The sequence below is a fragment of the Streptomyces glaucosporus genome (assembly GCF_039533345.1).
In the GTDB taxonomy this organism is placed as follows: domain Bacteria; phylum Actinomycetota; class Actinomycetes; order Streptomycetales; family Streptomycetaceae; genus Streptomyces; species Streptomyces glaucosporus.
Genome location: NZ_BAAATJ010000004.1, coordinates 295049 through 313361, shown reverse-complemented (window position 1 = coordinate 313361; position 18313 = coordinate 295049). Strand labels below are relative to the sequence as shown.

Annotated in this window: 13 protein-coding genes and 1 pseudogene; 7 read left to right on the top strand and 7 right to left on the bottom strand. The window is 72.5% G+C overall.

Annotated elements, in window-relative coordinates:
* Window positions 1-148: 148 nt before the first annotated feature.
* The 4 genes and pseudogenes from ABD358_RS07485 to ABD358_RS07470 form a co-directional block, all read right to left on the bottom strand.
* Window positions 149-745 (bottom strand): hypothetical protein, encoded by a 597-nt coding sequence (locus tag ABD358_RS07485; protein WP_344630059.1) that lies wholly within the window; start codon window positions 743-745, stop codon window positions 149-151.
* 424 nt (window positions 746-1169) lie between these two features.
* Window positions 1170-1248, bottom strand: a pseudogene (locus tag ABD358_RS07480) (IS5/IS1182 family transposase); the annotation flags it as partial.
* Between the two features lie 474 nt (window positions 1249-1722).
* The gene (locus ABD358_RS07475; RefSeq protein ID WP_344630058.1) at window positions 1723-2685 is read right to left on the bottom strand and encodes a hypothetical protein; all 963 of its coding nucleotides are present in this window, start codon (window positions 2683-2685) and stop codon (window positions 1723-1725) included.
* Between the two features lies 1 nt (window position 2686).
* Complete coding sequence (locus ABD358_RS07470) at window positions 2687-3067, bottom strand: hypothetical protein (RefSeq protein WP_344630057.1); 381 nt, start codon at window positions 3065-3067, stop codon at window positions 2687-2689.
* Window positions 3068-3190: 123 nt separating this feature from the next.
* Here ABD358_RS07470 and ABD358_RS07465 point away from each other — a divergent pair, with 123 nt between their 5' ends.
* The 4 genes from ABD358_RS07465 to ABD358_RS07445 all read left to right on the top strand — a co-directional run bounded on the left by ABD358_RS07465 (window position 3191) and on the right by ABD358_RS07445 (window position 10245).
* Window positions 3191-6901, top strand: a complete 3711-nt coding sequence (locus ABD358_RS07465) for a CHAT domain-containing protein (RefSeq protein ID WP_344630056.1) — start codon at window positions 3191-3193, stop codon at window positions 6899-6901.
* A 522-nt stretch (window positions 6902-7423) separates the two neighbouring features.
* Window positions 7424-8302, top strand: a complete 879-nt coding sequence (locus ABD358_RS07455) for a CPBP family intramembrane glutamic endopeptidase (protein WP_344630055.1) — start codon at window positions 7424-7426, stop codon at window positions 8300-8302.
* Window positions 8303-8327: 25 nt separating this feature from the next.
* Window positions 8328-9548 carry a histidine kinase gene (locus ABD358_RS07450; protein WP_344630054.1) on the top strand — a complete coding sequence of 407 codons (1221 nt, stop codon included), beginning with the start codon at window positions 8328-8330 and terminating at the stop codon, window positions 9546-9548.
* Between the two features lie 4 nt (window positions 9549-9552).
* The gene (locus ABD358_RS07445) at window positions 9553-10245 is read left to right on the top strand and encodes a response regulator (RefSeq protein ID WP_344630053.1); all 693 of its coding nucleotides are present in this window, start codon (window positions 9553-9555) and stop codon (window positions 10243-10245) included.
* Between the two features lie 391 nt (window positions 10246-10636).
* Here ABD358_RS07445 and ABD358_RS07440 read toward each other — a convergent pair whose 3' ends face one another.
* Window positions 10637-11017: a hypothetical protein gene (locus ABD358_RS07440; protein ID WP_344630117.1), complete on the bottom strand. Its 381-nt coding sequence runs from the start codon at window positions 11015-11017 to the stop codon at window positions 10637-10639.
* Between the two features lie 748 nt (window positions 11018-11765).
* Between ABD358_RS07440 and ABD358_RS07435 the strand changes: the two genes are divergently transcribed.
* From ABD358_RS07435 to ABD358_RS07425, 3 genes are read left to right on the top strand one after another with little or no spacing between them, the layout of a single operon-like run.
* A complete protein-coding gene (locus ABD358_RS07435) occupies window positions 11766-12950 on the top strand; it encodes a threonine synthase (RefSeq protein ID WP_344630052.1) in 1185 nt (394 codons plus the stop codon).
* A complete protein-coding gene (locus ABD358_RS07430) occupies window positions 12947-13654 on the top strand; it encodes a helix-turn-helix transcriptional regulator (protein ID WP_344630051.1) in 708 nt (235 codons plus the stop codon). The genes ABD358_RS07435 and ABD358_RS07430 overlap by 4 nt, the downstream gene beginning before the upstream one ends.
* A gap of 41 nt (window positions 13655-13695) precedes the next feature.
* On the top strand, window positions 13696-14580 hold the full coding sequence (locus tag ABD358_RS07425) for an alpha/beta fold hydrolase (RefSeq protein WP_344630116.1): 885 nt from the start codon (window positions 13696-13698) through the stop codon (window positions 14578-14580).
* Between the two features lie 41 nt (window positions 14581-14621).
* On the opposite strand, the gene rph is transcribed toward ABD358_RS07425, so the two are convergent.
* Together rph and ABD358_RS07415 are read right to left on the bottom strand one after the other, a co-directional pair.
* A complete protein-coding gene (rph, locus tag ABD358_RS07420) occupies window positions 14622-17219 on the bottom strand; it encodes a rifamycin-inactivating phosphotransferase (protein WP_344630050.1) in 2598 nt (865 codons plus the stop codon).
* 536 nt (window positions 17220-17755) lie between these two features.
* Complete coding sequence (locus tag ABD358_RS07415) at window positions 17756-18097, bottom strand: VOC family protein (RefSeq protein WP_344630049.1); 342 nt, start codon at window positions 18095-18097, stop codon at window positions 17756-17758.
* Between the last annotated feature and the right edge of the window lie 216 nt (window positions 18098-18313).

Here is an 18313-nt window from a genome sequence, read left to right as displayed (position 1 = left end):
GCCGGTCAACCGGCTTGAACCGCCGATCCGCTCGCGGTGGTGGCCTTCCTGGGCCGGGGAGCGTCCGAGCGGATATTCCCTCACCAGTTCCCGGCAGGGCTCACCCGGGGCTGATCACCAGGGTGAGTGCGGGTGGACGGCGGCACTCTCATGTCCCCGCGAGTGCTCTCCCGGCCGTGGAACGGCGCTTCCAGTACGCGACGGTCAGCACGGCCAGCAGCGGCCCCCACAGGGTCAGCGGTACGTAGCAGAAGTAGAACCAGGCGGCTTCCCAGCCGCTTGCCTGGCCGGGCGCGTCGGCCGACGGGTCGCCACCCCAGATGGTGGTGCCCCTGATCTCGGAGGCGGTGAACAGAAGGGTGAACAGGAGGGTGAGGACCGTCGCCCCGACACCGGCCGGAAGGACCACCGCCCGCCTCGGCACCCGGCGGCCGCGCAGGAACGGAACCCAGCGCGGGAACACTTCGCCCCAGTGGGCGATCAGGCCGATCGCGGTGAACGCGAAGGCTTCGGACAGGACGGACAGGAAGACGACGTACACCCGCTCACCGGGACCGAGACCGTCGCCGAACGCGACCGGGAGCCGCCAGACACTGGAAGGAAGGACGATCAACGGAATGGCGTAGGCAACGAGACGCACCCGGCGCGACACCCCTGCAACGGGCTCGTGGGCCGCCCGCCATGCTTCGCGGAACCGTTCAAGGCGGGCAGTGCCGGGTTCTCCGGCGTGCTGGAGCGACTGCATCCTCGGTCCTTGGATCTGGTGAACCGCTGTTCGGTCCGTTCGGTCATGAAGATCCCAGGCGGGGAGGCGTCGAGGATCGCTCTGGAGGCTGAACCCGGCTACGTCCGGCGGCCGAGGAGGGGTACGACCGGCGGATGACGGCGGAGCGCATCCGCGAAACGGCCGCCACACCGCCCCCAGAGCGTCCCGGCGCGGTCCCGGCAAGAGACCCGTCGGCACCTCCCGAACCCGCCGGCACCCCCGTGGAACGGTTGTCCCCCGAAACCAGGTCCCGGCCCGGCTTCTGTGACGAGGTGACGCTGCGTGTCGACGGCCGCGTGTCGACGGCCGCGTGTGATCGGATGCTCGGGGGAGTCCCCGGCCATTGCCTCCGGGGACCGTCCATGCCGCCGGCCCTTCGCCGGCCCGCACCCTGGCCCCTGGTGCGGCGGGGGCTTGCAGCGGCGGTCGCCCTCGCGGGTGACGATGAGCAGGGTGACCCGCTCGGCCAGGGCCCGGGGCAGGTCGAGTGCGGCAGGGCAGGCGGCCGACGAGGCTCCTGCGCCAACGGGTTGAGGCGTCGAATGCCCCCCCTCAACGGCACAGGAATCCTGCGCGTCGCGGACGCCGACACCATCACCCGTTCGGTGACCACGCTGAAGATGCTCATGGACCGGACCGTCGTCCCTCCGAACGATGTACCGCTCCGGACGGGCCCCGAAGACGGCCGGAAAACCGTCCCCGCCGTCGAGGTCACCCGAAGACTTCGAGTGGGCCCCGGGGCACGCCCGCCTGACCCACTACGGACACGGGCCGCGCCCCGGGCCGGATCCAGTGGGCCCCGAACGCGACCTGCGCCTGCGCGCCGTTTCCCCATCACTGCCCGTGTGCGGGACGGAGCTCTGGAAGCCGCCCGGCGGCTGCTGTCCGCGGAAGCGCCCCTCCCATGGCCGGCAGGCCCGCTGGTCCGCCTGCGCACCTGACTCGGTCACCGGCGGTCACGGCAGGGGGTGACGGTCGTCCGGAATCCGGGTGTCGGGGGGCAGCGGGGAGAGACTCGCGGTGAGGGCGTCCCCATGTGCCGGAGTCAGCCGGCCCGCGGCCTCGGCGATGCCGAGCTGGACGGTGAGTTCGCCGGTGTACAGGCGTACGAGCGCTTCGATGAGTTCCGCATAGGTGTCCGCCGCTGCCCGGGTGCGGCGGCGGGCGGTCAGCGCGATGCCGAGGGCCAGCGGCGCCGCGGGCCACCACCACCAGGCGAGCGGCGCATAGAGCAGGGCCCATCCCCCGAGTACGGTCGCCCTGCTCAGTTCCTGCCGGGCGGCTGTGAGCTCTCCTCGGGCGTGTTCGGGCAGGACGAACCACAGGTGCGGCCACAGGACGGCGAGTTCGAGGTGGTACTCGCGTTGCAGACGGGTGGCGGTCGCGTGGATGCGGTCACCGGTCCAGGTCGGCCGGTCCGGCAGGTCGGGGGCGATCGCCAACAGCGCCTGATAGGCGGAGATACGGGGAGCCGGGTCGGGAGGATCCCCTGCGGCGAGTCGGGCCGCCGCGTCGTCACACGCGGCCTCGTAGCGCTGGGCGCGGCGGATCCACCGCTGACGTCGCCGGTTGGTCCTGCGGGCCGCCCAGTGCCGGGCGGCGAACGGCCACGCGCGCCAGTCGGCGGCCAGGACGGCGCCCTCCAGGCCGGCCCCCAGGGCACGCGCGGCCAGCCCCACGGCTGCGGCACCCGCCAGAACCGCGGCGAGGAGGAGTACCTGCCCTCCGGAGCGGGCCGCCGCGGACGACCCGGCCCACTCGGTGATGCGCGTGGCGAGCCACGCGGGATCCAGGGCATGCCGATGTCCCAGAACACGAGCGGTCGCTGCCACGGCGAGATGGAGCGCCCCCGGAAGGACGAGCAGGCTCAGCCACTGCTCGGCAAGTTTCTGTCCGAGCTGGCGGAGAAACGTGTCCATGTCACAGCCGTGTCAGGCGCAGCGGCTCACCGCTCAGGGTGCAGCGCGGAGGGTCGTCGTGTTCCGCGCGGCTGTGTCGGCTGCAGCGGTCAGTGGGGCACACATAGACCGCGAGCGGAGGCAGATGCGCGTTGGCGCCGGCAGGCCGCAGGCCACGGGCCGTCGGCATGATGCCTCGGGCGTCACCGGCAGCCAGCAGGGCCTCGTGCAGAGCCGTCAGCGCGGGTTCCGGGTCGGCCGCGGACCGTATCGCTTCCAGAGCGACGTCCAACGCCCGTGCGTTCCCGGCCTCGAGGAGCGTCTGCCGGATGTACGGCGTGTTGCCGCACACGTACCCGATTGCTGCCCGCAGCCGTTGTCCGGTGTGCCTGGCGTAGGCCATGGCGTGTTCTCCCCCCACATCCATGGCCGGGAACGGTAGCAGCCCCCTGACCGACAGCGTGAGGGGTTTGTCGCATCCGTCCGTGACGCGCATGCTTCTTGGAAACTTCCAGGGGGTGGGGGCATGGGCACGCACGAGGAGTGTCCGCTGGCGGCGGTGCAGGCGAGACTGGCCCGCGTGGAGGCGACCGGCGAGAGGGGTCTCCTGCTGGAGCCCGCCGCGGCGGAGGAAGCCGCGGCACTGGCCCGGTCGCTGCCGTTCGCGGGAAGCACCGGGGGCTTTCCGGAGAGGCTCGTCGTACTGGCCGTCCTGCACCTTCAACGTCACGGGGCCCGGGCGGCCTCCGGCGTGCCGGGCGGCGAGGACCTGGATGTCGCCAAGCAGCTGCTGGCCCCGTTGCTGCGGTGGGGCGACCCGGGCCGTTCCGCGTCCTCCCCTTCCGTCTCGGCGGAACGAGCGATTCCCATGGCAGCCGCTCTGAGCCGGCTGGTGGCCGAAGTGGCCGGTGCGGAGGCGTTGTTCCCCGCCGTGGCCAACCTCTGGCGCCGTGTTCTCGCGACCGCCTCCACCGACCCGGTCCGGGCCGCGTGCCTCACCAACCTGGCCGGGCTGTACCTGTGGCACTTCCATGTCAGCGGCCGCGCGGCGGACCTGGACCAGGCGGTGGGCCACGCCCGGCGCGCCGTGGACCTGTGCACCGAGGGCACGTCGGCCATGGCCGTCGCGCGGTACCAGTTGGCCGGCGCGTTGTCCCAGCGTGCCCGCCTGGGAACGCATCGGGGCGATGTCGACGAGGCCCTGGCGCAGTGGCGTCTGCACGCCGAACTCCTCCCCGGAGGACACCCGGAGCGCGGCAGGGCGAGGGAGCAGGTCGTGTCGCTCCTCCTCCACCGGTACTGGACCCGCCCCGGCACCGACCCGACGGAACTCGTGAACGCCTGCCGGACGGCGCTGGAGGAAGGCGGCGAACCGGAAGGGATCCTCCTGGTCCGGAGCGTGCTGGCCGCGGCGCTGATCGGCCGGTACGAGCGGCTGGGCGAGCGGGACGACCTGGAGATGTCCATCTCGCACGCGCGCGGGGTGCTGCGGGAGAAGGGCCTCCCCCGTGAGTGGGCCGGCGAGCTGAACGAGAACCTCTGCCTGGCCCTCACCTGGCGTTACGGACTCACCGGTGATGCCGGTGACCTTCTGGCCGCGGTGGAGGCGGGCTGGAGGGCGGTGAAGAACATGCCGCCCCGGGACTCCGACGGCACGGGGCTGTCCAACCTGGGGGAAGCCCTGCGGATGCGCTTCGAACGGTTCCGCCGCATCGAGGACCTGAACGCCGCGGTCGACATGCACCGCAGAGCCGTCGACTGCACCGACGACGTCCCCTCCAGAAGGGCGGCCAAACTGTCCAACCTCTCCGTGGCCCTGCGCATCCGCTGGGAACAGACGGGCAGGTCCACGGACCTGGACCAGGCGATCGAGGCAGCGCGGGAGGCGTACGCCACGGCCCGCACCGGTGATCCCAAGCTGCCGGTCATCCTGGCCAATCTCGGCCATGCGTACGCCTGCCGCTACCGGCGTGACGCGATGCTCGCCGACCTCGACCACGCGGTCGACGCAGCCCGGAAGGCGATCAGCGCCGCGGGCCCCTCCCATCCCGACCGCCCCGGTTTCCTGTCCAATCTCGGCCTTCACCTCCTGCGACGCCACGAGCGAACGAAGAGGACCGGTGACGTGAAGGAGGCCCTGGCGGTGGCGGACGCGGCGGCCGCCGCGGCGGCCGGCCGCTCCAAGCGGTGGATGTACCTGATGAACCTCGCCTCGGCCCATCTGACGGTTTTCGACGTGACCGGCGAACGGCGCGAGTTGGAGGCCGCCATCGACAGGCAGCGGGAGGGCGTCGAGCACCTCCCGCCTGACCACCCCGGCCGGTGTGGTTCCCTGGGAAACCTCACCCAGATGCTGCGCATCCTTCACGAGACGACCCAGGAGCCGTCCTTCCTGGACGACGCCGTCGGCACCGGGCGCGCCTCGCTGCGGGCCGCACAGGGCAGCGACCGGAGCATCGCACTGGCCGCTCTGGCACCGGTGTGGGATCTCCGTTTCCGGCTTTCCGGACGGGACCGGGACCGCAGACGGGCGCTGGCCGCCTACGCCGAGGTCCTGGGCACCGCGACGGCCGGGCCCACCGAGCGGGTGGATGCCGCCCGGCTCGCGGCGCGGCTGACCGGCACGCGGGCTCCCGGGCAGGCGGCCGATCTGCTGGAAACCGCCGTCCTGCTGCTCCCCCGGATGACACCACGCCAGCTCGGCCGGGACGACGCACAGCATGCCGTGTCCCGGGTGGGCGGACTGGCCACCGACGCCGCGGCCTTCGCTCTGGCCGACCCGGCCGGCACCGCGACCGCACGTGCGATGAGGGCCCTGCGCCTGCTCGAGGCGGGGCGTGCCGTCCTGTTGAGCAGGGCGCTGGACACGCGGAGCGAGCTGACCGATCTCGAAGTCCGCCACCGGAAGCTCGCGGACGAGTTCAGGGCCGTGCGCGACCTTCTCGACCTCGACACGGCACCGGGCCAACCGCTCACGGCATCCCGCGCCGAGGGACGGGAGCACTACGACCGCGTGGAACTCGCCAGGCGCTTCGACGACGTGCTGTCCCGTATCAGGGCCTGCCGCCACTTCGAGTCGTTCGCGTTGCCGCCCACCGCGGAGGAACTGCTGGCCGAAGCCCACCACGGGCCGGTCGTCGTGTTCAACGTGGGCTCCCACCGCAGCGACGCACTGCTGCTCACGGAGAACGGAATCACCTCGCTCGCGCTGCCCGGCCTCACACGCGGCGCCGTGAGCGGCGCGGTACGCGCTTTTCAGCGGGAGCTGGCGCGGGCGATGGCACCCACCGGTGACCGCGTCGCCGCCCAGCAGGCACTGCACGACATCCTGCAGTGGCTGTGGACAGCGGCGGCCAAGCCCGTACTGGACGCTCTCGCCCCCCTGCTCACGCCGAGGAGGAAGGGCGGTTCGCCGCCCCGCGTGTGGTGGGTGACCGGAGGGCTGCTCGGTCTGCTGCCGCTGCATGCCGCCGGGCACCACACGGGGCCCCTGGCAGGCCGTGGCCACACGGTTCTGGACCGGGTCGTCTCGTCGTACGCGCCGACCGTGCGGTCCTTGAGGCACGCACGACGCGCGGGCACCGGCGGCCGCGTGAACGGCGGCTCCCTCATCGTGGCCATGCCCACCACACCCGGCCTGCCGGAGACCGAGCGGCTGTGGCACGCCCAGGAAGAGGCGGCGGCGGTGGCCGCGCACCTGCCCGACGCCGTCACACTCGTGGAACCGGCCGACCCGGCCGCGCGGCCCGATGCGCTGCCGACCGCCGCCCATGTCCTCGACCTCCTGCCGGGCTGCTCGATAGCGCACTTCGCCTGCCACGGGACCACCGACCCGGCGGACCCCTCACGCAGTGGTCTGCTGCTGCACGACCACCCGGAGAGGCTGCTCACCGTACGAAGCCTCACCCCCCTCAAACTCAGCCGGGCGCGCCTCGCGTACCTGTCCGCGTGCTCGACCGCCGTCAACGACCGGAGCGACCTCATCGACGAGGCGATCCACCTGACGGGCGCCTTTCACCTCGCGGGCTTCCCGCATGTGGTGGGCACGCGGTGGGCGATCGACGACGCGCTCGCCGCCAGGGTCGCCGAAACCTTCTACGCGGGGTTGCGCGGCCCCGGCAACGTCCTCGATCCGGACCGCGCCGCCGACGCCCTGCACGGAGCCGTCCGCGACCTGCGCGACCGTTTCCCGCGCACACCCTCCCTCTGGGCCGCGCACCTGCACGTGGGACCGTAGGGGCGGCATCCGTCCGGAACGCCGCCGATCCCGCGCCCGGCACTCGATGCGGCATGCAGCCGTTCGTCACGCGGTCGGCCGGCTCATGCGCCACCACCGCCTGGCCCGCGGCCACCGGTCCCACCCGCACCGCTCCGAGACCGTGATCCACCTCGCGGTGATCGACCTCGTGAGCCGCCGCCTCACCGGCGAAGCCACCCCGAACCGGTGCGGCACCTGGACCGCGAACCAAACGGACGTCGAGGAACCGAGCGCTCACCGCTCCGGGACATTCCGTCCGGGGAGAAGCGGCGGGCCCGCCTCACCGGCGCGGACCGGCGGACCCCGCCCCACTGTTCCGGACGCATGTGAACCCCTACGGCCGGTTGGAGCCGTAGCGGAACGGGCCGAGCGGGCGGGGCAAGTGGCGCATCCCCCGTGAGAGCTACAGGAGCTGTCCGCGCGCGGGTGATTCGCGGACGCCGGCGGATTCCTAGCGTGGTCCTCAGGTCGCCGCGGGTGCGGCCAGTACAGGGGGCCGCCATGGGCACGACGTCCGTCACACAGCACGACGCAGGCTCCGGCCTGGACAAGGACCGCGACGGACGCGGCGGCCGTTCCGGCCGGATCGCGCGTTCCCCGCTCGGCTGGATGCTGACGGGGATGGTCGGTGTCGGCCTGGTCTCGGGCCTGACGGCGACCGGCCCCGGCCCGGTACCGGTGCTGGGCGCGGCCGCCGCGGTGGCCGTGTACTGGCTGGTCATGCGCCGTGTCGCACGACGCGCCACGCCGGAGATCGCCCGGTTCGGGGCCGGCCGGGAGGCGCTGCTGGGCGGCGGGATCGGACTGGGTTTCATCCTCGTCTCCGCCCTCCTGATCACGGCGTTCGGAGGCTACGCGTTCTCCTGGGCGGGAGACGGCTTCCTGCCGGTCGTCTGGACCGCGGTCGTGGTGCAGATCGGCGCCGCGGTCACCGAGGAGTTGCTGTTCCGCGGTCTTGCCCTGCAAGCCCTGGAGCAGCTGTGGGGCAGCCGGGCCGCCATCGTGATCACCTCGCTGTTCTTCGGTGTCGCCCACCTGGGCACCCCGGGGGCGAGCGCGTGGAGCGGACTGGCGATCGCTCTGGAGGCGGGCGTCCTGCTCGGAGCCGCGTTCTTGTGGCGGCGTAGCATCTGGTTCGTCGCGGGTCTGCACTTCGCCTGGAACACCACGGAGCAGTTGCTCGGCATCCCGGTCTCCGGACACACCCCCGAGGGTCTGTTCACCGTCGACGTCCACGGCTCCGCCCTCCTGACCGGCGGCGGCTTCGGCCTGGAGGCGTCGATCGTGCCCGTCCTCATCGGCGTGGTCCTCGCCGTCCCGATGCTCGTCCTCGCCCGCCGGAACGGTGGAGTCGGGACCCGCCGGCGCGCGGGCCGCTGAGACAGGCCGATCGGAGGAAACGGAAGTGAAGTCCCGTCAGGTGTTCCGGGGTCTCCCGCTGGCGCAGGCGCCGCTCGGCTGGTGGCGGGAGCGGGATGCTTCCGTCAAGGACGGCGTCCTCGCCCTGACGCTCAGCCTGCTGGCCTTCGTGCCGACCCTGTCCAACCTCGGTGCGCAGATCGGCGACCTGCCCGAGCGGCCGGCGAGCGTGCTGAGCGTCGGGCTGGTCCTGGCCCAAACCCTGCCGCTGGCGGTCCGCCGCAGGTGGCCCGCGGCCTGTCTGGCCGTCGTCGCGGGCGCGTTCGCCGTGCACCAGGCGCTGGGCTTCGCGACGACGTTCGCGAGTGTGGGGCTGTATCTGGCCCTGTACTCCGCCGGGGCCCATCAGGTCCGCTTCCGCCACGGTCTGGCCGTCGTGGCGGGTGTGGGCTACACCGTGCTGGCCGTCGTCCTGGACCGTCTCGGCTCACCGCAGTCGGTACCGGACTACCTCGCGTTCGGTCTGGCTCTGGCCGCGGTCTGGCTGGCGGGGAGTACGGTGCGCACGCGGCGGACGGAAGAGGCGAAGCGGCGGCGGCTGGCCGCCGAGGTGGCCACGGCCGCCGAGCGGGCGCGGATCGCCCGCGAGCTGCACGACGTGGTCACCCACCACGTGACGGCCATGGTGGTCCAGGCCGACGCGGCGCAGTTCCTGCTCACGTCCGCGCCGGAACGCGCCGGCGAGGGACTGACGGCCGTCAGCGACACCGGCCGCCGGGCGCTGACGGAACTGCGGTACCTGCTCGGCGTCCTGGAGGCGACCGGCGAGTCGGCGTCCGCGGACCTGGCGCCTGCCGGCCGGGCACCCGCCCTGGGACGGGTGGGGGACCTGGTCGAGCAGGCCCGCAGATCGGGTCAGCCGGTCGAGTTCGGCGAGCGGGGTGAGCGGCGGCCGCAGAGCGTGGACGTGGAGCTGGCCGCGTACCGGGTGGTGCAGGAGGCGCTCACCAACGCCATGAAGCACGCGGCCGGGGAGCCGACACGGGTCCTGCTCCGGCACGGCGACGAGCACATCGAGATCAAGGTGACCACCGGCGGACCGGTCGCCTCACCGGTTGCGCGGAAACCGGGTCCCGCGGGCGGGCGGGGGCTGGCCGGACTGCGCGCACGGGTGCGGACGCTCGATGGTGAACTGGAGGCCGGTCCCCGGCCCGAGGGCGGGTTCGAGGTCCGCGCCACGATTCCGTCCAGGCCCCTTCAGGAGTGATCCCGTGAGCGATGCGCCGCCACCGACCCGTGTGCTCGTCTGCGACGACCAGGCGCTGGTGCGGACCGGCTACGTCACCATCTTCTCCGCGCAGCCCGACATGGAGGTCGTCGGGGAGGCCGAGAACGGCCACGAGGCGGTTCGGGCCGCGCGGCGGCTGCGTCCCGACGTGGTCGTGATGGACATCCGGATGCCCCTGCTCGACGGCATCCAGGCGACGCGGCAACTGGCCGGTCCCGATACGGAGGGCGCGCCGAAGGTACTGGTCGTCACCACGTTCAACGTCGACGCCTATGTCTACGAGGCGTTGCGCGCCGGAGCGAGCGGCTTCCTCCTCAAGGACGCGCCTCCGGCGGAGCTGGTGGGCGGCATCCGGACCGTCGCCCGGGGCGAGGCCCTGCTGGCGCCCGCCGTCACCCGCAACCTCATCGGCCACTTCGCCCGGCATCTGCGGCCGGCCGACACCTCCCTGCCGGCCAGGCAGGCCGTCGTGCGTGCGCTGGCCCCCCGCGAGCTGGAGGTGCTCCGGCTGATCGCCGAGGGGCTGTCGAACGCGGAGATCGCCGCGGCGATGTTCATCACGCCCGAGACCGTCAAGACCTATGTGTCGCGCATCCTGGCGAAGCTCGGCCTGCGCGACCGCGTCCAGGCCGTCGTCCTCGCCTACCGGGTCGGACTGGTGTCCGGCACGCCGTGAGCCGGCCTGGTGCGGTGGGCGAGGACGCGCCGCCGCGTCGGGCACGGCTGCCGCGAGCCCGAACACGGGCCCGGGCCCGGCCCACTTCGAAGGCCGCGCCCGGCGCGGCCGGCACCACCACGTCGCCCTCGTCACCGCCGCCCAGGCCTTCCCCCCGGAACGACGTGACACCGGCGCCGCGAACGTGCTCCAGCCGCGGTGCCGGTGTCTTCGGGACGTACGACAGCGGCTCGCCCGGCGCCCCGCCAACGGCGCCACCGCGCCGGTCGCCGGTCGCGCCGAGGAGGCCCCCCTCTGTGCTCCCCGTTCCCTCACCGTTCGCCGGGAAAGGGCCGGGGACCGGGGCGATGGACGACGCCGCGGTTCCCCGGCCCCGCCGGGACAGGTCCGGTCAGTGACCGGACCTGTCCACGGTGACGCACGTGGTCCGGCTCATCACCGAGACCGTCTCGTTGCCGCAGTTGTTGCTGTGGCCCGAGGCATTACGGGCGAACAGCAGGTTGGACAGGATCCCGCCACTGGGGCCCGCCTGATCGCCGCCGCTGCCCTTACCGGTGTCCTCGGTCACGCAGGTACGGTCCTTGAAAAGCGCCACCTTGCCCGTCCCGCAGAGGTTGGCGTGGCCGGAGGAGTTCCTGCCGGACAGGTTGGACAGCACGCCACCCGGCCCCGCGTCGCTGTCACCGGCATGCGCCGCCGCCGTCCCCACGGGCGCCACCAGCATCATCCCCACCACCGAAGCGATCACCGCAATACCCCGCACACCGCTCATCTGCACTTGGTTCCCTCCTGTCCGCTGTTCCGGCCGTGTCGGCCGGTTCACCCGTCACAACGACGCAGGAGCTGATCGGCATGGGCGTGGTCACGGTGAATTATCAGCAAGACAGTTGATCGGTTACTCCGATTGAGTTTTATTGCCCAGGCTGTTGACGACCGGGGCTGCCGGCGCTGCCGACGGATCCCCGTCATGCCCGAGAACACCGTCACCGCATCGTTCGTCTCCATCCGGGCGTTGCGGGCCGGTGACGGCGGCACCGTCCGCACGGTCGTCGAGGACACGGGGATGAGAGGGCGTTTCCGGTCCGCGGGTTCGTCGAGTGCCGTGGGCGGCCGGTGCGGTCGCGGAGGGCGGCCTGTCAGGGCGACGGTGGAGGCTGCTTCCACGGACCGGGAGTCGATGATCGTGGCGACTCGCCGACGGCGACGGCTCCGGCGATCCGCTTCGAGTCCTCGGGCTGCGCATCGACGCCGCCGGCCGAGCCGGTGCCGGTGGCCGGTGCCCAACGGGAGGCCCGCAGCCGGCGCGGTCGGAGCTGCTCACCGTCCCGGCCTGGATCGCCCTGCCGGGCCTCGCGGGCCCGGCCGGCTCCCGGTCGTGCGCGGTGCGGCGCACCGAGGAATACTTAGACCCATTGTTCACATCTGGACAAGACATCTAAGGTGGGACGGCAGGGTGCCCGCCGGGCCGCGAGACCCAGCGACACGGCAGCACGTCGAGCGAGCGGAAGCCGGAGCCGCCCATGGCCGCCGAACAGCACTCAGCCGTCGCCACCCCCCACCTGTACGACCGGTCCGGAAAGCGCTACTCCCTGGACGACCCCCGCTGGCGGGGCGAGGACGGCAGTCCCCTCGCCGTCAGTGCGCTGCCGGGCCTGCGTCCCGAGCAGATCGACACCGCCGAACGGTCCCTGTGGCGCTACCACGCGGTCCTGCCCGTTCCGGCCGCCCGCCGGGTGAGCCTGGGCGAAGGGTGTACGCCGATGGTCCCGGTCGACTGGGCCGGCCGGCGCGTCCACTTCAAGCTGGAGTGGTTCAACCCGACCTCCAGCTTCAAGGACCGGGGCGTATCGGTGATGATGTCCCACCTCGTGGCGCACGGCGCCGACCGCGTACTGGAGGACAGTTCGGGCAACGGCGGTTCCGCGGTGGCCGCCTACGCCGCCGCTGCCGGTGTCCGCGCCAAGATCATCGTTCCCGCCGCCACCTCGGCGGCCAAGATCCTCCAGGTCCGCGCCCACGGAGCCGAGATCGAGCTCGTGGGCGGCACCCGCGACGAGGTCTCGGACGAGGCGATCCGGCAGTCGGAGCGGATCCCCTACGCCAGCCACAACTGGCACCCCATGTTCATCCAGGGCACCAAGACCATCGCCTACGAAATGTGGGAATCCCTCGGTTTCACCGCGCCCGACAACGTCGTCCTCGTGGCCGGGGCCGGCAGCAACGTCATCGGATGCGACCTCGCGTTCGGCGAACTGCTCGGCGCCGGCCAGATCGACAGGCGCCCGCGCCTGTTCGTCGGGCAGCCCGAGCACTGGGCGACCATCGCCGACACGTTCAACGGCATCGGCCCGGCCGGCCGCGGCGAGCGGATGCCGACGATCGCCGAGGGCGCGTCCATCGCCCACCCGGTCCGGCTGCCCGAGGCGGTGGAGGCCATCCGCCGCTCCGACGGCGCCGCCTACGCCGTCCCCGAGTCGGAGATCCACGCCGCGGTCCGCGCCCTGAGCGCGCGCGGCCTGTACGCCGAGCCGACCAGCAGCGTCGCCGCGGCAACCCTCGATCACTTCATCGCGACCGGAGAGATCGCTCCGGACGAGACGACCGTGGTCGTGCTCACCGGTGCGGGACTGAAGTCCGCCGAGAAGATGGCCGCGGTGTTCGCCGGGCACGGTGACGGCGCCCAGGAACCGGGCAGCGCGCGATGACCCACTCCACCGGCCGACCGAACGGGGAACCCGCCGATCAGCCCGCCGTACCGGAAGACGAGCACCTCGCGCCGGAAGACGAGCACCTCGTACGGGAAGCCGAGCGCATCGCTGTCGCCGTCGGGCGCATGTTCCCGGGGCTGTGCGAGGTCGTCCTGCACGATCTGCGCCGGCCCGACAACGCCGTCCGCGTCATCGAGAACAACCTGTCCGGACGGCAGGTCGGCGACCCCGCCACCGAACTGGGCCTGCGCCGCATCGCCGACCCCGACCACCCCAGTGTCATCCAGAACTACAGCAACCGGTTCCCCGACGGACGCCCGGCCAAGAGCACCTCGATCGGCATCAGGAACGCCCAGGGACGTTACATCGCGGCCCTGTGCCTGAACCTGGACGTCAGCACGCTGTCCCCGCTGGCCCTGACCCTGGCCAACCTCGTCGCCACGGACGTCGAGCACCAGGGTGAGACGCTGGGGACGCCGCGCGGCCGCGGCGAACGCGAACTCCGCTCGGCCATCGACTCCTTCGCGGCGCAGCGCTCCAGCACCCCGCGTGGCCTCAACCGTGACCAGAAACGCGAACTGGTACGTCGGCTGCACAGCGAGGGCTTCTTCGCGACCCGGAACTCCGCACAACTCATCGCCGACCGACTCGGCGTCTCCCGGGCCACCGTCTACAACTACACGAAGCAGCCGAACCCGTGAAAGCCCTCGGTGGGACCGGTAGGTTGTCTGCGGTGACCTCGATGGAGACGCAGGGCCTTGTGTCGATGACGGACGAGGCCCGGTTGCACTGGACAGCACTGGGGGACGGGAATCGGCAGCCGCCCGTGGTCATGCTCCACGGCGGCCCGGGTCTGCCGGACTACCTGGGCGATGTCGCTGCCATGGTCGCGGACCTCGCGCCCGTGTACCGGTACGACCAGCGTGGCACGGGCCGGTCCCCGTGGCAGGGGTGCCATTCCCTCACCCGGCACGTCGACGATCTCGCCGAGCTGCTCGACGCATGGGACGTGTCCAAGGCCGTACTGATCGGGCACTCCTACGGCGCCGACCTGGCGAGCCGGTTCTGCCTGACGCACCCTGACCGAGTCGCCGCGGTGCTGCTGATGTGCGGGCCGTTCATCGGTGACTGGCGCACCGGGTACCGGGCGGAGCGCGATCGCCGCATGTCCGCGGCACAGCAGGAGCGGCTGCGCGAATTGGAGGAGTTACCGGACCGCACAGAGGAGCAGGAGGTCGAGCTGCTCACGCTGGCGTGGTTCACCGACCACGCCGATCCCGAACGCGGGTGGCACTGGGCCGCGCAGAGCGCCCGGCGGCGGCGCCCCGTCAACTGGGCCATGAACGGTGAACTCGGCAAGGACGGGCGGGCAGACCCCCTCGACGAGCATCTCGCCGAGTTGCGCGCGTGCCTGCCGACGCGAACGGAGCTGCTCGGCGGGGCCGGCGATCCCCGCCCCATGGCAGTTCTCGAATCACTCGCGCTCCGGCTCGGTCTTCCGCTGACGCGGATCGAGGGTGCTGGGCACGAACCCTGGCTGGAGCGGCCCGACGCCGTGCGTGCGCACCTTCGGCGATTCGTGCGGGGCACGGTGGACGCGCGGAGTTCCGGCCGGTTCGCCGGCTGACCTCGTCGCCGGCAGCCGGCACCGCGGAGGGGCGCCGCCGGTCAGGGGAGCAGCTCGATGTAGCCGTCGGCGCCGTGGACGCGGATCCGCCGGCCGTCCTGGATCAGGCGGGTGGCCTGTTCCACGCCCACGACCGCCGGCAGGCCGTACTCCCGGGCGATGACCGCGCCATGGGTCATCAGGCCGCCCACCTCCGTCACCAGGCCCGCGATCCCGACGAACAGCGGCGACCAGCTCGGGTCCGTGTAGGCCGTGACCAGGATGTCGCCCTCTTGGAGATCGGCCCGCGCCATGTCCAGGACCACGCGGGCCCGCCCTTCGACGGTCCCGGCGGAGACCGGCAGGCCCGGCAGGGCGCCGGCCGGTGCGTCGTCGCGCCGGTACGCCCCGTTGACGGCCTCACCGTCCGAGGTGAGCACCCGGGGCGGGGTCAGCGCCTGGTGCGCACGGAACGCGTCCTTGCGCCGCCGGATCAGCTCGGCGTCCGCCCGGTGCGAGCGCGCGGCCTCGTGCAGTTCTTGGAAGGTGAGGTAGAAGGCGTCCTCCTGCTCGGCGAGCACGCCGGCCCGCACGAGCCGTTCGGCCTCGGCGAGCAGGGCCCGCTTGTAGACGAAGTAGCGGCTGACGATGCCGTACTTCGGGTACTCCCGGTATCCGATGAAGGTGCGCACCCGGTCGATCATCCGCTTGGTCTCGTCGGCCTTCCGCTCCCCGTCCGGCAGGGCCCGCAGGCGGGACAGTACGTCCTGTTCCTTCCGCAGCGCCTTCCGCCGGCCCTCCTCGAAACGCCGTGCGGCGGCGCCCGGCGGGAAGTTCCGGACGTTGTCGAGGATCGCGGGCACGAGGGCGGCGGGCTGTTCCCGCCAGCGCGGTCGCGTGATGTCGATCTCGCCGACGCAGCGCATCCCGTAGCGGTCGAGGTAGGCCTCGATGGCGTCGCGCGCTTCGGGTCCGCCCGGGAGTTTCGCCAGGTCGTCGAGGAAGTCGTCGTCCTCGACGCCCTGCAGGAACGCCACCGCCTCCGGATGCGGGCGGACGGCGTCCGCGACGTCCATCAGCGCCAGTCCCATCTGTGAGGTGACGTTGCCGGGGGCGGACAGCGTGAGCGTGTCGGCCGCGTTCTTCTCCCCCAGCCAGTCCCGCAAGCGGTCGTTGAGCCACCAGGTGGCCTCCATGCCCGCCGTGATCACCTGCATGCTCAGCGGATCGCCGAGGACGCGTTTGTGGTCCTCGAAGGCCTCCAGCAGGAAGTCGAACAGCTCCGGTCCGGTCTTCGTGCGGATGTCGCGCTCCAGCGCGGCGACGGACGCCTCGCTGCGCTCGACCAGTTCGGTGACGAGGGCCGGATCGGTGTCGATCGGGGCGGGGGCGCCGCCGGCCGGTGGCCCGCCGGGTCCCGTGTCGGGGAGCGACGGGACGAAGTCGCCGCGGTCGAGGAGCGTCCGCAGCGCGTCCGCGATCAGCGGGTCGCTCCGCCCCATCATGTCCAGGAGGGCGGCGCGGCTCGCGGGTGCGGCCAGGCGCGGGGTGACGTCCACGAACAGCCGCCCGCCGGCCTCCTGCATCGGGACCATGGCCGTCATCCGCCACAGTGAGAGGCCGAGGGGCTTCATGGCGTCGGTCATCATCTGCTGGTGTCCGACGGAGACGTAGACGCGGTTCTCCTGGTCGTCGGCCTCGGGGACGGGGAACAGCGTGGTGATGGGCCGGCTCTGCACGATGTGGAAGTCGTCGCCGTCCAGGCACCATTCGATGTCCTGGGGGCGGCCGAAGTGCGCTTCGATCCGCCGCCCGAGCCGTACGAGCCGCACGACCTGGGCGTCCGTCAGCGCCGGCTGTTCCTGCCGCCGCGCGTCGACGGCGACGTCCCGCGTGCCGCCGGCCGGCAGGGCGTGGACGGCGCGCTGCTTGACGGCGATCTTCTTGTCGACGATCTCGCCGTCCCGCACCGTGAAGACGTCCGGGTTCACCAGTCCGGAGACCAGGGCCTCGCCGAGGCCGAACCCGGCGTCCACGGTGGCGGTCTTCCGGTGGCCCGTGACGGGGTCGGCCGTGAACAGGATGCCGGACGCCTCCGGGAAGACCATCCGCTGCACGACCACGGCCATGCGGACGGTGCGGTGGTCGATGCCTTTCCTGAGCCGGTAGGCGACGGCCCGTTCGGTGAACAGCGAGGCCCAGCACCGGCTCACGTGCTCCAGGACCGCCGCCGGCCCCACGACGTTCAGGTAGGTGTCCTGCTGGCCGGCGAAGGAGGCCGTCGGCAGGTCCTCCGCCGTCGCGCTGGAGCGGACGGCGCAGGCGGCCCGCTCGCCGAACCGGGCGAGGGCGGAGGTGATCGCCTCCGCGACGTCGCCCGGGACGGCGGCTCCCTCGACGGCACGGCGGAGCCGCGCGCCGAGCGTGCGGATCGTCTCCCGGTCGTCCGGGTCGACCCGCGCCAGCTCGTCGAGCTGCTCGTCGATCGACGGCACGTGCGCCACGACCCGCCGGAAGGCGTCCGTCGTCACGCAGAAGCCGGCCGGCACCCGGATCCCCTCGATCCGTGACAGCTCGCCCAGGTGCGCCGCCTTGCCGCCGACGACCGCGACCCGGGCCCCGGCGGCCTCTTCGAGATCCACCACGTACTGCTCGTTCATCGCGCCGCCTCCCGGGACCACCGCACCGCCGCTTCCCCACACGTCGACCACCGCACGCACACCTCGCGCCCTCGTTTCCGCAGGTTGTCGGGCATCGGCCGCCGATTCTCCGCCCTGACGGGGGCCTTGTGGCAAGCCCCCCGGTGCGCTATAAGTTGAGAGTGGCAAGGAGAGCGCTCTCCTTGCCTTCCGTGTTTCCCGGGGAGGACGCGTCCCAGGCGTTGCGGGTGCGGGGGCCGTCGTACCGCGAGTCCGGCGCGGCGCCGTGCCGGTGCTCTCCCGCAGGGGTGCCCCGACCGTCCAGGGCCTGGGCGAGCCCCACCACGTCGCCGGGCAGACCCTCTCGCTGCCGCACCACTCCGAGCGCCTGGCCGTTCCGCCGGGAGAGCCGCCCCGACCCGCACGACGCCCTCGTCTCCCTCGCCTGCTCCCTCGTCCGCCGGGGACGCCTGAAGGCGGCCCGCGCGCGAGTGCCCGGTGGGCTCATGGCGGACTTGGACCGGGCGACCGCGGGCCACCGCGCAAGCCGGTCGCGGTCAGAGCGGGGCCCCGCCGAACCCGATCTCGTTTCCGTCCGGGTCGCGGTAGACGGCTTTGCGCACGCCGTTCGGGTAGGTCTCGCGCTTGGTGGGCTCCAGTCCCCGATCGGCGATCCGGGCGACGCGGGCGTCGAAGTCGTCGACGAAGACGGTGTGCATGGCGTGACCGCTGTGCTCGGGCCGGTGTTCGATGAACACCGACCGGTGTTCCGCGAGTTCCCACACGGCCTCCGTGTCGCTCGCGATGTAGGTCGGCGGGGAACCCAGCAGTCGTTCGTACCAGGCCAGCGCCACCGCGTAGTCGCTGACGGGGATGCCTGCGTACAGGTCGAGGGCCATGCCGCCATGGTAGGTCCGGCGGTCCCGCGGCTGTGGGGGAAGCTCGCACCTCGCCGACGACGACTCGCAAGACCGTGTTACGAGTTCGGGGGACGGGGAGGATGCCGCGGGGCCCGCGGGCGACTTTCCCGGGCCGGCCTCGCGGCCTTCGGCAGTCGAAGCGCCCGCGGCACGTCACCGCGCGGGTCGTTCGACGCCCCCGCCGGGTTCTCCTCC

What these genes read in the sequence shown, in the direction of transcription:
- rph (WP_344630050.1), bottom strand. Translation starts at nt 17,219, where the DNA reads ATGAACGAGCAGTACGTGGTGGATCTCGAAGAGGCCGCCGGGGCCCGG.
- ABD358_RS07455 (WP_344630055.1), top strand. Translation starts at nt 7,424, where the DNA reads ATGGGCACGACGTCCGTCACACAGCACGACGCAGGCTCCGGCCTGGAC.
- ABD358_RS07415 (WP_344630049.1), bottom strand. Translation starts at nt 18,097, where the DNA reads ATGGCCCTCGACCTGTACGCAGGCATCCCCGTCAGCGACTACGCGGTG.
- ABD358_RS07435 (WP_344630052.1), top strand. Translation starts at nt 11,766, where the DNA reads ATGGCCGCCGAACAGCACTCAGCCGTCGCCACCCCCCACCTGTACGAC.
- ABD358_RS07465 (WP_344630056.1), top strand. Translation starts at nt 3,191, where the DNA reads ATGGGCACGCACGAGGAGTGTCCGCTGGCGGCGGTGCAGGCGAGACTG.
- ABD358_RS07475 (WP_344630058.1), bottom strand. Translation starts at nt 2,685, where the DNA reads ATGGACACGTTTCTCCGCCAGCTCGGACAGAAACTTGCCGAGCAGTGG.
- ABD358_RS07430 (WP_344630051.1), top strand. Translation starts at nt 12,947, where the DNA reads ATGACCCACTCCACCGGCCGACCGAACGGGGAACCCGCCGATCAGCCC.
- ABD358_RS07470 (WP_344630057.1), bottom strand. Translation starts at nt 3,067, where the DNA reads ATGGCCTACGCCAGGCACACCGGACAACGGCTGCGGGCAGCAATCGGG.
- ABD358_RS07485 (WP_344630059.1), bottom strand. Translation starts at nt 745, where the DNA reads ATGCAGTCGCTCCAGCACGCCGGAGAACCCGGCACTGCCCGCCTTGAA.
- ABD358_RS07440 (WP_344630117.1), bottom strand. Translation starts at nt 11,017, where the DNA reads ATGAGCGGTGTGCGGGGTATTGCGGTGATCGCTTCGGTGGTGGGGATG.
- ABD358_RS07425 (WP_344630116.1), top strand. Translation starts at nt 13,696, where the DNA reads ATGGAGACGCAGGGCCTTGTGTCGATGACGGACGAGGCCCGGTTGCAC.